The organism is Pseudomonas asgharzadehiana, assembly GCF_019139815.1.
Lineage (GTDB): Bacteria > Pseudomonadota > Gammaproteobacteria > Pseudomonadales > Pseudomonadaceae > Aquipseudomonas > Aquipseudomonas asgharzadehiana.
The window spans coordinates 2,231,759-2,246,573 of the sequence record NZ_CP077079.1 but is presented as its reverse complement, the minus strand read 5'-3'; the positions used below and the strand labels follow the sequence as shown (position 1 = coordinate 2,246,573).

Genomic DNA, 14,815 nt, shown 5'->3' with positions numbered 1-14,815 from the left:
TCGGCTCATTGGCTGGCCCACACATAATAAATAGAGGTGCATGCACATGGCAGGTTTCGACAAACGCGTGGCGTCCTACGAGGAAGCACTGGCAGGCCTGGAAGACGGCATGACCGTGCTTGCCGGCGGTTTTGGCCTATGCGGCATTCCGGAAAACCTCATCAATGAGATCAAGCGCAAAGGCACTCGCGACCTGACGGTGGTTTCCAACAACTGCGGCGTCGACGGTTTTGGCCTGGGCGTGCTGCTGGAGCAAAAGCAGATCAGCAAAGTGATTGCCTCCTACGTGGGTGAAAACGCCCTGTTCGAGAAGCAATTGCTCAGCGGCGAAATCGAAGTAGTCCTCACCCCCCAAGGCACCCTGGCGGAAAAAATGCGCGCAGGCGGTGCCGGCATTCCGGCCTTCTTCACCGCCACCGGCGTCGGCACCCCCGTCGCCGAAGGTAAGGAAACCCGCGAATTCAACGGCCGCCCCTACCTGATGGAAGAGTCCATTACGGGCGACTTCGCCATCGTCAAAGGCTGGAAAGCCGACCACTTCGGCAACGTCATCTACCGCCACACCGCCCAGAACTTCAACCCACTGGCCGCCACCGCCGGCAAGATCACCGTGGTCGAAGTCGAGGAAATCGTCGAACCGGGCGAGCTGGACCCGGCGCAGATCCATACCCCTGGCATCTACGTCGACCGGATCATCTGCGGCACATTCGAAAAGCGCATCGAACAGCGCACCGTGCGCAAATAATCTGCCCCAGCCCGAACAATAAGGACTCATAAAATGGCTCTTACCCGCGAACAAATGGCTCAACGCGTCGCCCGCGAAATGCAGGACGGCTTTTACGTGAACCTCGGCATCGGCATTCCGACCCTGGTGGCCAACTACATCCCCGAAGGCATGGAAGTGATGCTGCAATCGGAAAATGGCCTGCTCGGCATGGGTCCGTTTCCGACCGAAGAAACCATTGATGCGGACATGATCAACGCCGGCAAACAAACCGTGACCGCGCGTATCGGCGCGTCGATCTTCTCCTCCGCCGAGTCCTTCGCAATGATTCGCGGCGGCCATGTCGACCTCACCGTGCTCGGTGCGTTTGAAGTGGACGTGCACGGCAACATCGCCTCGTGGATGATCCCCGGCAAGCTGGTGAAAGGCATGGGCGGCGCCATGGACCTGGTGGCCGGCGCGGAAAATATCATCGTGATCATGACCCATGCCTCCAAGGACGGTGAATCCAAGTTGCTCAGCCAATGCAGCCTGCCGCTGACCGGTGCCAACTGCATCAAGCGGGTACTGACGGACCTTGCGTACCTGGAGATCGAAAATGGCGCTTTTGTCCTCAAGGAACGCGCACCTGGCGTCAGCGTTGAAGAGATTGTGAGCAAGACCGCCGGTAAACTGATCGTCCCGGACCACGTTCCGGAAATGCACTTCCAGTGAGGACAGATTCCATGCAAGACGTCGTGATTGTTGCTGCCACCCGCACCGCCGTGGGCAGCTTCCAGGGTTCGCTGGCGAATATTCCGGCACCGGAACTGGGCGCCGCCGTCATCCGTCGCCTGCTGGAACAGACCGGTCTGGACCCGGCCCAGGTCGACGAAGTGATCCTCGGCCAGGTGCTCACCGCAGGCAGCGGCCAGAACCCGGCGCGCCAGGCCTCGATCCTCGCCGGCCTGCCCCACGCCGTGCCGAGCCTGACCCTGAACAAAGTCTGCGGTTCGGGCCTCAAGGCGCTGCACCTCGGTGCCCAGGCGATCCGTTGCGGCGACGCCGACGTGATCATCGCCGGCGGCATGGAGAACATGAGCCTGGCACCGTACGTACTGCCCGCTGCGCGCACCGGTTTGCGCATGGGCCACGCCAAGATGGTCGACAGCATGATCACCGACGGCCTGTGGGATGCATTCAACGATTACCACATGGGCATCACCGCCGAGAACCTGGTGGACAAATACGGCATCAGCCGCGAAGCCCAGGATGCCTTTGCCGCCGCTTCTCAGCAAAAGGCCAGAGCGGCAATCGAAGCCGGACGCTTTGTCGACGAAATCACGCCGATCCTGATCCCGCAGCGCAAGGGCGACCCCGTAGCTTTCGCGGTGGACGAACAACCTCGCGCCGGTACCACCGCCGAATCGCTGGGCAAGCTCAAGCCGGCATTCAAGAAAGACGGCAGCGTAACCGCCGGCAACGCCTCCAGCCTCAATGACGGCGCGGCCGCCGTGTTGCTGATGAGCGCCGACAAAGCCAAGTCCCTGGGGCTGCCCGTCCTGGCCCGCATCGCCAGCTATGCCAACGCAGGCGTCGACCCGGCCATCATGGGCATCGGCCCGGTTTCGGCCACCCGTCGATGCCTGGACAAGGCCGGCTGGACGCTCAGTGAATTGGACCTGATCGAAGCCAACGAAGCCTTCGCCGCGCAATCCCTGGCGGTGGGCAAAGAGCTGGAGTGGGATGCCGACAAGGTCAACGTCAATGGCGGCGCCATCGCCATCGGCCACCCGATCGGTGCCTCGGGCTGCCGCGTGCTGGTGACCCTGCTGCATGAAATGATCAAGCGCGATGCCAAGAAAGGCTTGGCAACGTTGTGTATCGGTGGCGGCCAAGGCGTCGCCCTGGCCCTTGAACGCAGCTGATTCAAAGAGCAACACTGGAAAGGCCCGGTTCCACGAAAACCGGGCCTTTCCTTTATCCGGTAGACCTGAAAAAAACCCCTCCCACACCAGATCCTCGTTACCTGTCAGATTGAGGCACCGCAAACACCGCATTCGCCCGTGCCACCACCTTCTCCCCTACCTGCAGGCTCACCGTGGCAAACGCCATTTGGCGCCCGCGCTTGTGATGCTCCAACCGCACCACGACCCACTCCCCCACCTGCACCGCCCCCAGGTAATCCACGGTCATGCTCGCTGTAATCAATGGCAACGGCGGCTCGCTGGAAAACGCCATGGCGTAGCCCATGCCGATATCCGCCAGCGTCGCCAACACCCCGCCATGCACGGTGCCGCGCCCATTGGCATGGCGATTGTCGGTGCGCAGGCCGATTTCTAATCCCAGGCCTTCGCCCCGGCAGTATGCCGGGCCAAGCAGATCTAGCAGTGGGCTGCTGCGGGGCAACGAAACAAACCCTTCGGGCACAGTGTGAGTGATCATGATGCGTTCTTCCTTGATGTCAGGCTCAAGATGTACGCCTGCTCCCGAACCCCGGCCACCACCATCAGGCGTGCAAATCTTGCGCGATACTTTGCGTTAATCCGCCGGACCCGCTTTAATCGCCGCCAATTTCCCCCGCACATCTTAAGGATCCGCAATGCGCCATCTGGACGGCAACCCGCTTCGCGTCCCGCTATTGATCTTGCTGACCGGCCTGGCGCTGGGCGGCTGCTCGCCCAAGGAGCACTCCCGCGCCGCCGCCATCAGTGGCGAACAAGGCCGGGCCGGCGCACAACTGGCCTACGAACACGAACTGACCTTGGCCCTGCCCGGCGCCCTGCTCGCGCCGCGCATGCAGGCCACCCGTGAGGCCTGCGAAACGGCGCGGTTCGGCGCCTGCAATATCCTGGGCATCACCGAAGACAGCAACGGCGGCGAGATCATCCTGCGCATCGCCCCCAACGGCGTAGAACCAATGGTCGCCCTGGCCGCTGAAGGCGGTAAGCTCGGCCAGCGCATCACGACCGCCGAGGATCTGGCCGACGCCGTCGACGATGTACGCCGCCGCCAGGACCGCCTGCAAACCCAGCAACAACGCCTCGATGAACTGGCCAAGCGCAAAGACATCACCGTCAGCGACCTGATCGCCCTGAGCAAGGAACAGGCCGGCATCGAAAACGATCTGCAAGCGCTGGCCCAGGTCGCCGCAGGCCAGCAACGTCGTCTCGACACTAACCGTGTGACCCTGAACTTCCGTTCTTCGGACGGCGCAAACCAAGCCTCCCGCTTCAGCCGGATGTTCAGCAACCTGGGCACGAATATGGTCGAAGGCACGGCTGACGCGCTGGAACGCGCCAGTTACATACTGCCCTTTGTGGTCCTGGCGTTCCCGGTGGTCTGGTTGTGGGTGTGGCTGTGGCGCAAGTTTGTGCGCCGCCGCACGTAGTCAGCGCTTCATACAGCGCTGATAGCGCTCATCGACGCGCTTGGCAAACCAGGCCGTGGTGAGGTTGCGGGTGATCTTCGGGCTCTTGAGCACGATGCCCGGCAGGATCGCCCGTGGCATCGGCGCGCCGTTGGCCTTGTCGGCCAGGGCAAACACGCGTTTGTAGAGGGTGGTGTCTTCAAAATCCAACCGCTCGCCCTGCTCCAGTTGGCTGCGAATGCTGGGGTTACGCACGTCCAGCCTGGCGCCCAGGGAACGTACCGCCAGTTCGGTGGTGCCGGGCAGCAATGAGCCATAACGAATCAAATCCCCATCCAGCGCCAGCTCAGTGCCCGAAGCCCGGCTGACTGCCGCCTGGAACGCCGCATTGCGGCTGGCATACCACCCGGCGTTGAAATCGGCGAAGCGGTACAACGGCTGATCGTAGCTCACGGGGTAACCGAGCAAGTGGGCGATGCCGAAATACATGCCGCCACGCCGAGTGAACACCTCGCGACGAATCGTGCCCTCCACCGGGTAGGGATAACCCCGCGCCTGTCGCTGCGCAAAGTCGATGCTGACCTGCATCGGGCCGGCGGTATGCACCGGGTTGAAGCCGCCAAACAGGGTGTTGCCCAGTGGCACCATGCTGATGAAATCATCGAAGATACCGCTGAGATCTTTCTCGGTGCGCGCCGCGTTCAAACGGTCGGCGTAGGACTTGCCGCTGGGCGACTTCAGCTGCAGCGCGCTGCGCACCACAAAGGCCGGCACATGCACCTTGCCGGCCCGGCGCAGGATTTCGTCCTGGGCAATCTTGCCCATGTTCGGCACGGGTGGGTCGACCTGAAACGTCGACTCCTGCTCGGTTACCGCCAGCACGGCGCAGATGTTCTCGGTGCTGGGGTAGATCTTCTGGGTATCGAAGGCAGTGTAGATGTCCTGGGCCCAGCCATTGCGATCCGCTACCTTGGCCGGCAGCAAGCGCACGATCTGCGCCTTCACCTCGGCCTCGCTGCGCTCCGGCTGCTGCGGGCCGCGTGAAGTGGAACAACCGGCCAACACCAGCCAGGGGGTGAGGCACAGGATCAGGCGGCGTAGGGACATTGGGCTTCCTTGAAGGCGATGGGCCGGGCGTTGCGATATGGACCGGTAAGTCTGGCGTGGGTTCGCCAGGTTGCCGGGAACGTTCGGCCTGCGCCATCCCGCGCGGACACGCTTTTCCTCCGGTCGCACAGATACTGTGATTGACCCTACCGGTAACTTGAAGCTGTAGGACTGCTTAACCTGTAATCCAGCTCCTACGACGGCCCCCGCATTTACCCGAAGTTTTGGCGAAACCTCCTAGCCGTCCTGGCGAACAGCGCCGACTTCTTTACCTGATAAACCTCTCCAAAGTCTCTCGCCTGATCATTCAGTGCGAGGGACCGCCATGTACCTATCCGTTAATGCCCTGCCCACCAGGGCTGCCTCTTGATTCCGGTTATTGCCAGCTTCGTTCTGGCGCCCATGGATGCCGACGCGCCGGATGTTGAACGCGTCCTGCGTGACTTGCGTAATTGCCTGAACACCTTCGACGACTGGACCGAAAGCGTCTGGAGTGGCTCGGCGCTTGAGGTGGAGCAGGTTTTCAAAGTCGGCGAAGAGGTTGCGTTGATCGCGCCGGTCTCTTCCAGAAAACCCAGCACAGTGGTCGCCACGTGTGATGCTCAGGGGTCGATGACCCTGGTGCATCTGTTTGAAAGCACGCGCTTCGTGCCTATCGGCAACACGCCGGTAATGCTGCAGGCCATCGCCCGGGATGGCAGCCCGACGGGACCGCCCATCCATCGAACCATCGGCCCCGGCGGCACGCTTGAAATCCAGGAATGTACCCGCGACCAACAATACCAAATTACGTTTTATCCCGACGTTTCCACGGATCACGTCAAGGCGCTGTATGCCTCCTATCAATCGGTGATCGCCGGGCTGGAAACGGGCCTGCGCGATGAGTGGGCGAAGACCTTCAAGCCCCAGTGGGACGAGTTTGCCGACGCCCCGTCTTTGCAACGCAGCGCAATGCAAGGCGCGGCGTTTTCCAGCGGTTTGGCTCAGGCGCTCTACAACCTGTGGGACAACATCACGCAGGTGTATGAGCTGTTATCGGATCTACAGGCCAACAGCGAAAAGTTGTTGGCGTACATCTCTCAGGCCGACCTCGATGAACTGCTGACGCTCGGCAGCGACGCCATTGCCCACGCGTTGCTGGTGCTGAGTGATGAGCCGCTGTTGTTCATTTTTATCTCGGCGATGGTCAGCTGGATACGCCTGCTGCCGCCGCCGCAGATGTTCGAATTGCTCGGCGAGATCACCGGCGAGGTCTTGATCAATCTACTGCTGATGTGGGCGACGGCAGGCACGGGCGTGACGCTGCGCCTGGGTGCTCAGGCGCTGGGGGCCATCAAGTCCGCACGGGTGCGGGGGTTGTTGGAGCTGCTGGCCAGGCACCTTGTGAGGCCAGGGTTGGAACCGCATGTCGCAGCGGCCAGGCCATTGCTGCTGGGCAGCGCGCCAACGCCGATCAAGACGATTCCGGTTGCGCCGTTGAAGGCTGGGGAACACGTGGTTTCGAACCCTGTTCCGTTGGTTCGTAACAAGTCCCAGCGGACGGTATTGGTTCGGCAGGAGTCTGTCGATGATGTGCCGGTCGTGGCTACGAATCCCAAGGGTGACGCGGCGACTTCGGCGGACAAAACAGCGACCAATGGCTGCCCGGTGTCGATGGTCACTGGGGAGGAATTGCTCACCCTCACCGATGGTGTTTTGGACGGGATATTGCCGTTTGAGTGGACCCGTTTGTACCGCACCAGCGCGGTGGAAGTGGATGTTGGGCTGGGGTTTGGCTGGAGTCATTCGCTGGCGCAGCGGCTTTCTGTTTCGGGCGATTCGGTGGTGTGGACCGACCATGAAAACCGGTCGACTGAGTTTCCACTGCCGACCGAGGCGCGACCGGCGATCACCAACAGCCTGGCTGAAGCGGCGATCTATTTGGGGGCTTCGCCGGATGAGTTAGTGCTGGCCCAGGCCTCGCGGTTTTATCACTTTCGTGACGGGGTGCTGGTCTCGATCAGCGATGCGTATGACAACCGCCTGCGGATTTCGCGGGATGTGGTGGGGCGTATTGCACGGTTGGATAACGGCGTGGGGCGCTCGCTGTGTTTGCGCTATGAACTGGGCCGCATGGTGGCGGTGGATTACCAGGTTCAGCGGGCCAAGGGGTACGAGCCTTACGAATGGATCACGGAACAGAGCGTTGTTTCCTACGCCTATGACGACGCCGGACGACTGGTTTCGGCGACCAACGCCGTCGGCGAAAGCGAGGTTTATCGGTACGACGAGCAGCACGTCATTCTGGAGCGTGGACTGGCCGGTGGGGCGAGCTTCTTTTGGGAGTGGGAACGCTCCGGCAAGGCGGCACGCTGTGTCCGGCACTGGGCCAGTTTTTCGCAGATGGACACGCGGTATGCCTGGGGTGAGGACGGCCGCGTGGTCGTGCAGAACGCCGATGGCAGTCAGGAAGTGTACGTCCACGATGACCGCGCACGGCTGGTGCAGCGCATTGATCCGGACGGCGCTCAGCACTTCAAATCCTACGATGACAAGGGTCGACTGACGGTCGAGCAGGATCCGCTCGGGGCGGTGACGGCGTATCAGTACGACGATGCCGGACGCTTGGTGGCGGTGTTTCCGGGGGATGACGCGCCGACGTCCTACGAGCATGACAACGGCTTCGTACGGGTGGTGCGGCGTGGTGAGGCGGTTTGGAAGTACGAGCGTAACGATCAGGGCGACGTAACGCGTAGGACCGATCCCGATGGTGAGGTGACGGACTACAGCTACAACAAATACGGGCAACTGACGGGGGTTTGGTATCCCGACCACAGTTGTCATCGCCTGGTGTGGAATGAACGCGGTCAGCTCCTTGAAGAGCAACTGCCCAATGGCGACACCAAGCGCTATCGCTACGATGATCTGGGCCGCCAGATTGCCCGCGAGGATGAACAGGGCGCGCTGACCGGGTATCAATGGGACAGCGTTGGTCGGTTAACGCGTGTTGTACTGCCGGGCGGCGCAACCCGCGAATACAGCTACAACCCCTACGGAAAAATCACCGCCGAACGCGACGAACGCGGCCACGTCACCCGCTACGAATACGCCGATGGCCTGCACCTGATCAGCCGCCGCCTCAACGCCGATGGCAGCCAGGTCAACTACCGCTACGACAACGCCCGACTGCTGCTCACCGAAATCGAAAACGAAGTCGGCGAAACCTACCGGCTCAACTACCACCCCAACGGCCTGATCCAGCAGGAAATCGGCTTCGACGGCCAGCGCACCGCCTACGTCTACGACCTTAACGGCAACCTTCAGGAAAAAACCGAACACGGCGACGATAGCAGTCAGCTAGTTACCGTTTACCAGCGCGATCACGCCGGCCGCCTTGTACGAAAAACCCTGCCCGACGGCAATACCGTTGATTACGCCTACGACCGCCAAGGCAACCTCCTCAGCGTCGACGACGGCCACTGGGCGCTGGCCTACGAGTACGACACACAAAACCGCCTGACCGCCGAGCATCAAGGCTGGGGCACCTTGCGTTATGGCTACGACGTCTGCGGTCAACTGCAACACCTGCGCTTGCCGGACAACAATCGACTGACCTTCAACCATGCCAAAGGCGGCCAACTCGCCACCGTTGAGTTGAACGGCACACTGCTGACTTCCCACCTTTTCAAAGCCGGCCAAGAGCACCAACGCCAACAAGGTCAACTGCTCAGCCACTACCACTACGACGACCAGCACCGCCTGCACGCCCACAGCGTCACGCAGCAGGAAAACCACCTCTACCAACGCCACTACGACTACGACAAAGCCGGCAACCTCACTCGCCTGAACGACACCCGCAAAGGCGAACACCACTACCGCTACGACCCACTAGGCCGCCTCACCCGCGCCGACCACTCGCAGGACCTGCAGGAACGTTTCGGCCACAACCCGGCCGGCAACCTGCTGATGCACGACCGTCCCGGCCCGGACATCGTGGCGGGCAACCGCCTGATGATCCAGGGCGACCGGCATTACGACTATGACGCCTTCGGCAACCTCATCCGCGAACGGCGCGGCCGCGGGCATGCGTTAGTCACCGAGTACCGCTACGACTGCCAGCACCGGCTGATCAGCATTACCCAGCCCAACGGCCAAACCGCCAGCTACCGCTATGACCCGTTTGGGCGGCGCATCAGCAAAACCGTCGATGGCATAACGACCGAGTTTTTCTGGCAAGGCGACAAACTGATCGCCGAACACCATGCGGATCGGCATCGCAGTTTTATCTATGAACCGGACAGCTTTCGGCCGCTGGCGCTGCTGGAAGGCTTCGGCCCAGACGAAACCCAGCCCTACCACTACCAACTCGACCACCTCGGCACGCCGCAGGAACTCACAGCTCCTGATGGCGAAATTGTCTGGTCCGCCCACTACCGCGCCTACGGCCAAATCAGCCGCCTCGACATAGGAAAAATCGACAACCCGCTGCGTTTCCAAGGCCAATACTTCGATCCGGAAAGCGGACTGCACTACAACCGCCATCGCTACTACAATCCGGATATTGGTCGTTACCTGACGCCAGATCCGGTGAAGCTGGCGGGTGGGATCAACGCCTACCAGTACGTGCCCAATCCTACGGGGTGGGTGGACCCGCTAGGGTTGAGCAGGTGTCCGGGGGAGGATGGATGTAAACCCAAAAAACGCTCAGAAAATCCGGCGGAAAACGTTAAAGTCAATGAGGGTGACGCTGAGATACCCAAAGGCTTTGATACCAATCTTTCTAGAAATGGAGCTCTTAAAAGGGCAAAAAAAATTGGAGGTGTACCTAAGACTCAGCATCCCGAACGTGTTTACCGAGAGATCATCACTGACCAAGATCGCTACATTCAAGGAAGGGTTTACGAATTCAAATTACTTTATAGAGATGTAGAAATTCGTGAACATTCGTTAGGTCATGAAAAAGGCAATCATGCTCCACACTTCAATACCGAGGTAACCGTAGAGGGTGTAAAAGTTCCGTTAGACATCGGCACTGACTCTCATACGTATTTTAAAAGGTGATCAATGGACACAGTCTTCATACACAAAACCGGTATACACCCCTGGGCCTACCCACATCCAACAGAAGACCAAGGGTATGTCACGATCACATTTCTCAATCAAGACTTTGAAAGCGTATGGAAAACTTGGCTCGCCCTCGCACTAGTATTGAAACATGAGTGGCCAGTAATACTCACTTGGTACACCACAAGAGCTCCCAAATACAGCAAGACACAGGAGTACCTAGCGTTAAAGCGCTTTGCGAAAAGCTCAGCACTCAAAGACATATTCAGAAAAAATGAAGAAACCTCAATTTATTCAGGAGTTGAGCATCTAAACACCAATCCAGAACATATAGATCCAAAAAAGTTAAAGACATATCGTAGCCATGTAACCTTAATGGCAAAACAAGACTACCAAGTAGAGCTATTGTGGCAGCGACTAAGTCATTTAAAATACATCTCCACTACTGACGACTTGAAATTAATATTGGCAGATGAAGAAAATTTGGCATTCAGGTTTTATGACACTGAAACACATGGCGTCGCTCAAGTCATATGTCACTCTATACATGCACCCAGACTAGAACATGCGATCAGCACCTTAAACATTGAGGAAATCTCCCATACAGGGGTGTACGAATACATTCACAGCTAACCTCACCCAAACATTCAGCGTCAACATCGGATAAAGATATTCTTGCAAATAAGGTAAGCACCCCCTAGTCAAACGGTAAAATAGTTGAAATTCGCGAACATTCCTTAGGTCATAAAAAAGGCAATCACGGCCCACACTTCAATACCAAAGCAATCGTCGATGACAAAAAATCGCCACTCACAATTGGCGATGACTTCCCCACATAATCGCACAGCTCATATGTCATGGCGAACATGCAAACAACATCATCGAAAAACTCTTTAAATATAGAGAGAATCAAAAAAAGATGTGTACGACTATCTCCACAGCTAGACAAAAACAGATTAAATAAATTAACACTGAAACCTCTATGAAAACCGTTAATAGGCAAAGTATCAATAAGAGAGCCCTTTCCAACAGAACCGTGCGAATTGAAAATAACAAACAAAGCGACAGAAAAATATACCCAGCCCACCACCTACCAAGACGATGAAAACCCAGACCCTAGAAAACTTGATAACCGAGTATTTAGCGCAAGTAAAAAAGCGACAGATTTACTTGAGCAATCATTTGGAACAAAAAACATTCTCAGGCTATGGCGCTCAAAGAAGATCCCGCAACGAGGCTCAGTCACGGACGACGTAACTTACGAGCTGCATGGGATTGGTTGCAGTGTTTATCTATCTGAAATATGTGTCAACTTTGATTACGGCCCAGATGAACGGATCGATGGTTTCGACTCTTGGAGGTTATATATGTACGCTTGCGAAGTGCCGAGCAAGTATAAGAAATACACTCATAAAGAGTCTCTAGAACTTGAGTTCAGCGAGTACCTGAAAAAAGGCAAAGCCAAAAAAATTACTGGATCCCTGTCCAACTTGTACTTCATGCAACCTTGACTGCTTGGTCTGTCCCAGGGACAGGTCGCCAATCACTTATCCCCACCTCCCTCCAACACCAGACACCACGGCGAATAAAACCACGGCGCCAGTCAGGGCAAAGCGATTCTTCAGATAGACCGGCGGTCAGTAGTGGGGCTGCTACGCAGCCCAACGCGAGCAAGCTCGCTCACCACAAAAGCTCGCTCGCTGAACCACAGGGTTTCGCAAAGGCTTTAGATCCCCGCCAACGCCAAATCCAGCGCAAAGTAGGTAAAAATCAAATCCGCACCCGCCCGTTTGATCGAGCCCAGGGTCTCGCGAACCACGCGGTCCTCATCAATCGCCCCCGCCTGGGCGCCGAACTTGATCATCGCGTATTCACCGCTTACCTGATATGCCGCCACCGGCAGGCGTGAGGCTTCGCGGATGTCGCGGATGATGTCCAGATAGGCACCGGCCGGTTTGACCATCAGGGCGTCCGCGCCTTCCTGTTCGTCGAGCAGCGATTCGCGCACGGCTTCGCGGCGGTTCATCGGGTTCATCTGGTAGCTTTTGCGGTCGCCCTTGAGTGCGCTGCCGCCGGCTTCGCGGAAGGGGCCGTAGAGGGCCGACGCGAATTTGGTCGAGTAGGCCATGATCGGGATGTGGGTGAAACCGGCGTCGTCCAAGGCGCGGCGGATGGCCTGGACCTGGCCGTCCATGGCGGCAGACGGTGCGATCACGTCGGCACCGGCACGGGCGGCGGCCACGGCTTGTTTGCCGAGGTTGATCAGGGTCAAATCGTTGTCGACATGGGCGCCGTGCATGACGCCGCAGTGGCCGTGGTCGGTGTATTCGCAAAAACAGGTATCGGACATCACGATCATTTCCGGCACAGCGTCCTTGATGATTGAGGACATGCGCGAGACCAGGCCGCGTTCTTTCCAGGTGTCGCTGCCGCTGGCGTCCAGGTGGTGGGACACCCCAAACGTCATCACCGACTTGATGCCGGCGCGGGCATAGCGCTCGATCTCGCCGGCCAGTTTTTTCTCAGGGATGCGCTGCACGCCCGGCATGCTGGTGATCGGCACGAAGTCGTCGATTTCTTCTTCGACGAAAATCGGCAGCACCAGGTCGTTGAGGGTGAACTCGGTTTCCTGGAACAAACCACGCAGCTCCGGAGAGCGGCGCAGGCGGCGTGGGCGGGCTTGGGGGAACTGGCTGGTCATGGTTTTCCTGGGCAAGACAAAAAACTGTGGGCAAAAGCTTATGCCCCAGCCCCCCGTAGCACAAACGCCCAGGGGCCAACAGTGTATTGCGCGGCCCGTAATAATTCATTGATCTAGAGCTGTAGACGCCCTTCAATACACACCGCGACGGCACCACCGACCCAGATATTTTCGCCTTGGCGTTCAATGCGAATACGCCCCGCGCGCCCCAATACCGTGCCTTGGCTGACCACATAGTGCTCAGGCGCCAGTTCCTCACCCAGCAGCCATTGCGCAACGCCGGCATTCAGGCTACCGGTGGCGGGGTCTTCCGGGGCGCCGTCACCGGCGATAAACCCGCGCACTTCAAATTGCGCGTTCACGTCGTCGTGCGCCGGGTTGCAAGGGCCGATCACGCCTACCGCGAGGCCAAGCAATCGGGCGTAGTCAGGTTGCACGTCGAGTACCGCCTGGCGATCGGCCAGCATCACCGCCAGCCAACCAGCTCCGTTGTCCACCCATTGGCTGCGCACGATTGCCTGCGGCGCAAGGTTCAGCCCCTGGCGCACGCGCTCCAGCACGTCGTCTTGCACCGGGCCTGAGCGCAACAAGGGCGGCGCAATAAACGCCAGCTCGTCGCCTTGACGGCGGATATGCACCAGGCCGACTTCGCACTCCTGGATGATGACTTCGCCTTTGGGCACGCCGCCCGCTTTCAGCCACGCGTGGCAACTGCCCAGTGTCGGATGCCCGGCGAAGGGCAGTTCCTGCACAGTGGTGAAAATTCTTACCCGATAGTCAGCCCTTGGATCGCGCGGTGTCAGCAAAAACGTGGTTTCGCTGAGGTTGGTCCAATTGGCGAAGTCGGCCATCTGCTGGTCGCTGAGGCTGTCCGCCCCAAGCACCACCGCCAGCGGGTTGCCTTTGAGCGGTACGCTGCTGAAGACATCCAGTTGCTTGAAATCGAAGGTCGGCATGCTTCAGCTCGGAATATTCAGGCCACGGATCACCGCCGGTCGAGCGATAAACCCATCCAGCGCGCGCAGTACATTGGGGAAGTCGGCGATGCCCACCAGATCGCCCGATTCGTAGAAGCCGATCAGGTTGCGGATCCAGGGGAAAGTGGCGATATCGGCGATGCTGTAGTCATCGCCCATGATCCAGGTGCGCCCCAGCAGACGTTTTTCCAGCACTTGCAGCAGGCGGCGCGATTCGGCGGCGTAGCGGTCGCGCGGGCGTTTGTCTTCGTAGGCTTTGCCGGCAAATTTGTTGAAGAACCCCAGTTGGCCAAACATCGGACCGATGCCGCCCATCTGGAACATCAGCCACTGAATCGTTTCATAACGTGTCGCCGGATCTTCGGAGAGCAACTGGCTGGTTTTCTCGGCCAGGTAGATCAGGATCGCGCCGGACTCAAACAGCGCCAGCGGCCGGCCGGACGGGCCATTGGGGTCGATGATCGCGGGAATTTTGTTGTTGGGGTTCAGGGACAGAAACTCGGGGGACAACTGGTCCTGCGTGTCGAAGCTGACCTTGTGCGCCTCATAAGGCAGGCCCAATTCTTCAAGCATGATCGAAACCTTGACGCCGTTGGGCGTGGGTAGCGAGTACAGCTGCAGGCGCTCAGGGTGTTGGGCAGGCCATTTGCTGTGGATCGGAAAGTCAGCGAGTGAGTTCATCGGGCGGTCCCTGGGGCAGAAAGTACCCATCATAGTCATCTGGACGCTGTCCTGCATGGGTCATCAATACGCAATATCCGCTGGCTATTATCCCGCGAGGGCGAACCAATACGCCCTCGCGCACTCTTAAGAGCGCTCACGGTGAATGGAGGCACCTCGCTATTTCGACAGGGAACACCGCAAGACGCCCCCGGCGTCATCGGGGCCAGGCTTGTCCGCCTTAACGTGACGCA

General features: G+C 58.9%; 13 protein-coding genes. 8 read left to right on the top strand and 5 right to left on the bottom strand.

Annotated features, from left to right (window positions below):
• The first annotated feature begins 46 nt into the window (after positions 1-46).
• The 3 genes from KSS96_RS10475 to KSS96_RS10465 are packed head-to-tail and all read left to right on the top strand — an operon-like array spanning position 47 to position 2,631.
• Complete coding sequence (locus KSS96_RS10475; RefSeq protein WP_003173073.1) at positions 47-745, top strand: CoA transferase subunit A; 699 nt, start codon at positions 47-49, stop codon at positions 743-745.
• Between the two features lie 33 nt (positions 746-778).
• Positions 779-1,438, top strand: coding sequence for a CoA transferase subunit B (locus tag KSS96_RS10470; protein ID WP_032886654.1), 660 nt, complete (start codon positions 779-781; stop codon positions 1,436-1,438).
• An 11-nt stretch (positions 1,439-1,449) separates the two neighbouring features.
• Entirely contained in the window at positions 1,450-2,631 is a 1,182-nt protein-coding gene (locus KSS96_RS10465; protein ID WP_217856076.1) for an acetyl-CoA C-acetyltransferase, read from the top strand.
• Between the two features lie 97 nt (positions 2,632-2,728).
• On the opposite strand, the gene KSS96_RS10460 is transcribed toward KSS96_RS10465, so the two are convergent.
• Positions 2,729-3,148 carry a PaaI family thioesterase gene (locus tag KSS96_RS10460; RefSeq protein ID WP_065878674.1) on the bottom strand — a complete coding sequence of 140 codons (420 nt, stop codon included), beginning with the start codon at positions 3,146-3,148 and terminating at the stop codon, positions 2,729-2,731.
• A 157-nt stretch (positions 3,149-3,305) separates the two neighbouring features.
• Between KSS96_RS10460 and KSS96_RS10455 the strand changes: the two genes are divergently transcribed.
• Positions 3,306-4,094, top strand: a complete 789-nt coding sequence (locus KSS96_RS10455; protein ID WP_065878676.1) for a DUF4349 domain-containing protein — start codon at positions 3,306-3,308, stop codon at positions 4,092-4,094.
• Here KSS96_RS10455 and KSS96_RS10450 read toward each other — a convergent pair whose 3' ends face one another.
• On the bottom strand, positions 4,095-5,180 hold the full coding sequence (locus KSS96_RS10450) for a DUF1615 domain-containing protein (RefSeq protein ID WP_217856074.1): 1,086 nt from the start codon (positions 5,178-5,180) through the stop codon (positions 4,095-4,097).
• Positions 5,181-5,546: 366 nt separating this feature from the next.
• On the opposite strand from KSS96_RS10450, the gene KSS96_RS10445 reads away from it, so the two are divergent.
• From KSS96_RS10445 to KSS96_RS10430, 4 genes are all read left to right on the top strand, one after another.
• The gene (locus tag KSS96_RS10445) at positions 5,547-10,220 is read left to right on the top strand and encodes an RHS repeat-associated core domain-containing protein (RefSeq protein ID WP_217856072.1); all 4,674 of its coding nucleotides are present in this window, start codon (positions 5,547-5,549) and stop codon (positions 10,218-10,220) included.
• Positions 10,221-10,223: 3 nt separating this feature from the next.
• On the top strand, positions 10,224-10,856 hold the full coding sequence (locus KSS96_RS10440; protein WP_135196982.1) for a hypothetical protein: 633 nt from the start codon (positions 10,224-10,226) through the stop codon (positions 10,854-10,856).
• Between the two features lie 80 nt (positions 10,857-10,936).
• On the top strand, positions 10,937-11,062 hold the full coding sequence (locus KSS96_RS28160; protein WP_116079853.1) for an HNH/endonuclease VII fold putative polymorphic toxin: 126 nt from the start codon (positions 10,937-10,939) through the stop codon (positions 11,060-11,062).
• 204 nt (positions 11,063-11,266) lie between these two features.
• A complete protein-coding gene (locus KSS96_RS10430) occupies positions 11,267-11,734 on the top strand; it encodes a DUF6896 domain-containing protein (protein WP_175404163.1) in 468 nt (155 codons plus the stop codon).
• A gap of 215 nt (positions 11,735-11,949) precedes the next feature.
• On the opposite strand, the gene hemB is transcribed toward KSS96_RS10430, so the two are convergent.
• The 3 genes from hemB to KSS96_RS10415 all read right to left on the bottom strand — a co-directional run bounded on the left by hemB (position 11,950) and on the right by KSS96_RS10415 (position 14,582).
• Positions 11,950-12,924, bottom strand: a complete 975-nt coding sequence (hemB, locus tag KSS96_RS10425; protein WP_065876548.1) for a porphobilinogen synthase — start codon at positions 12,922-12,924, stop codon at positions 11,950-11,952.
• Between the two features lie 113 nt (positions 12,925-13,037).
• Positions 13,038-13,880 (bottom strand): PhzF family phenazine biosynthesis protein, encoded by an 843-nt coding sequence (locus KSS96_RS10420; RefSeq protein WP_065876547.1) that lies wholly within the window; start codon positions 13,878-13,880, stop codon positions 13,038-13,040.
• 3 nt (positions 13,881-13,883) lie between these two features.
• Complete coding sequence (locus KSS96_RS10415; RefSeq protein WP_017526772.1) at positions 13,884-14,582, bottom strand: glutathione S-transferase N-terminal domain-containing protein; 699 nt, start codon at positions 14,580-14,582, stop codon at positions 13,884-13,886.
• Positions 14,583-14,815 lie beyond the last annotated feature (233 nt).

Excerpts from the sequence above, each read along its gene's own strand:
- KSS96_RS10470 (WP_032886654.1), top strand. The coding sequence starts at position 779 with ATGGCTCTTACCCGCGAACAAATGGCTCAACGCGTCGCCCGCGAAATG.
- KSS96_RS10475 (WP_003173073.1), top strand. The coding sequence starts at position 47 with ATGGCAGGTTTCGACAAACGCGTGGCGTCCTACGAGGAAGCACTGGCA.
- KSS96_RS10420 (WP_065876547.1), bottom strand. The coding sequence starts at position 13,880 with ATGCCGACCTTCGATTTCAAGCAACTGGATGTCTTCAGCAGCGTACCG.
- KSS96_RS10440 (WP_135196982.1), top strand. The coding sequence starts at position 10,224 with ATGGACACAGTCTTCATACACAAAACCGGTATACACCCCTGGGCCTAC.
- KSS96_RS10415 (WP_017526772.1), bottom strand. The coding sequence starts at position 14,582 with ATGAACTCACTCGCTGACTTTCCGATCCACAGCAAATGGCCTGCCCAA.
- KSS96_RS10460 (WP_065878674.1), bottom strand. The coding sequence starts at position 3,148 with ATGATCACTCACACTGTGCCCGAAGGGTTTGTTTCGTTGCCCCGCAGC.
- KSS96_RS10450 (WP_217856074.1), bottom strand. The coding sequence starts at position 5,180 with ATGTCCCTACGCCGCCTGATCCTGTGCCTCACCCCCTGGCTGGTGTTG.
- hemB (WP_065876548.1), bottom strand. The coding sequence starts at position 12,924 with ATGACCAGCCAGTTCCCCCAAGCCCGCCCACGCCGCCTGCGCCGCTCT.
- KSS96_RS10465 (WP_217856076.1), top strand. The coding sequence starts at position 1,450 with ATGCAAGACGTCGTGATTGTTGCTGCCACCCGCACCGCCGTGGGCAGC.
- KSS96_RS10455 (WP_065878676.1), top strand. The coding sequence starts at position 3,306 with ATGCGCCATCTGGACGGCAACCCGCTTCGCGTCCCGCTATTGATCTTG.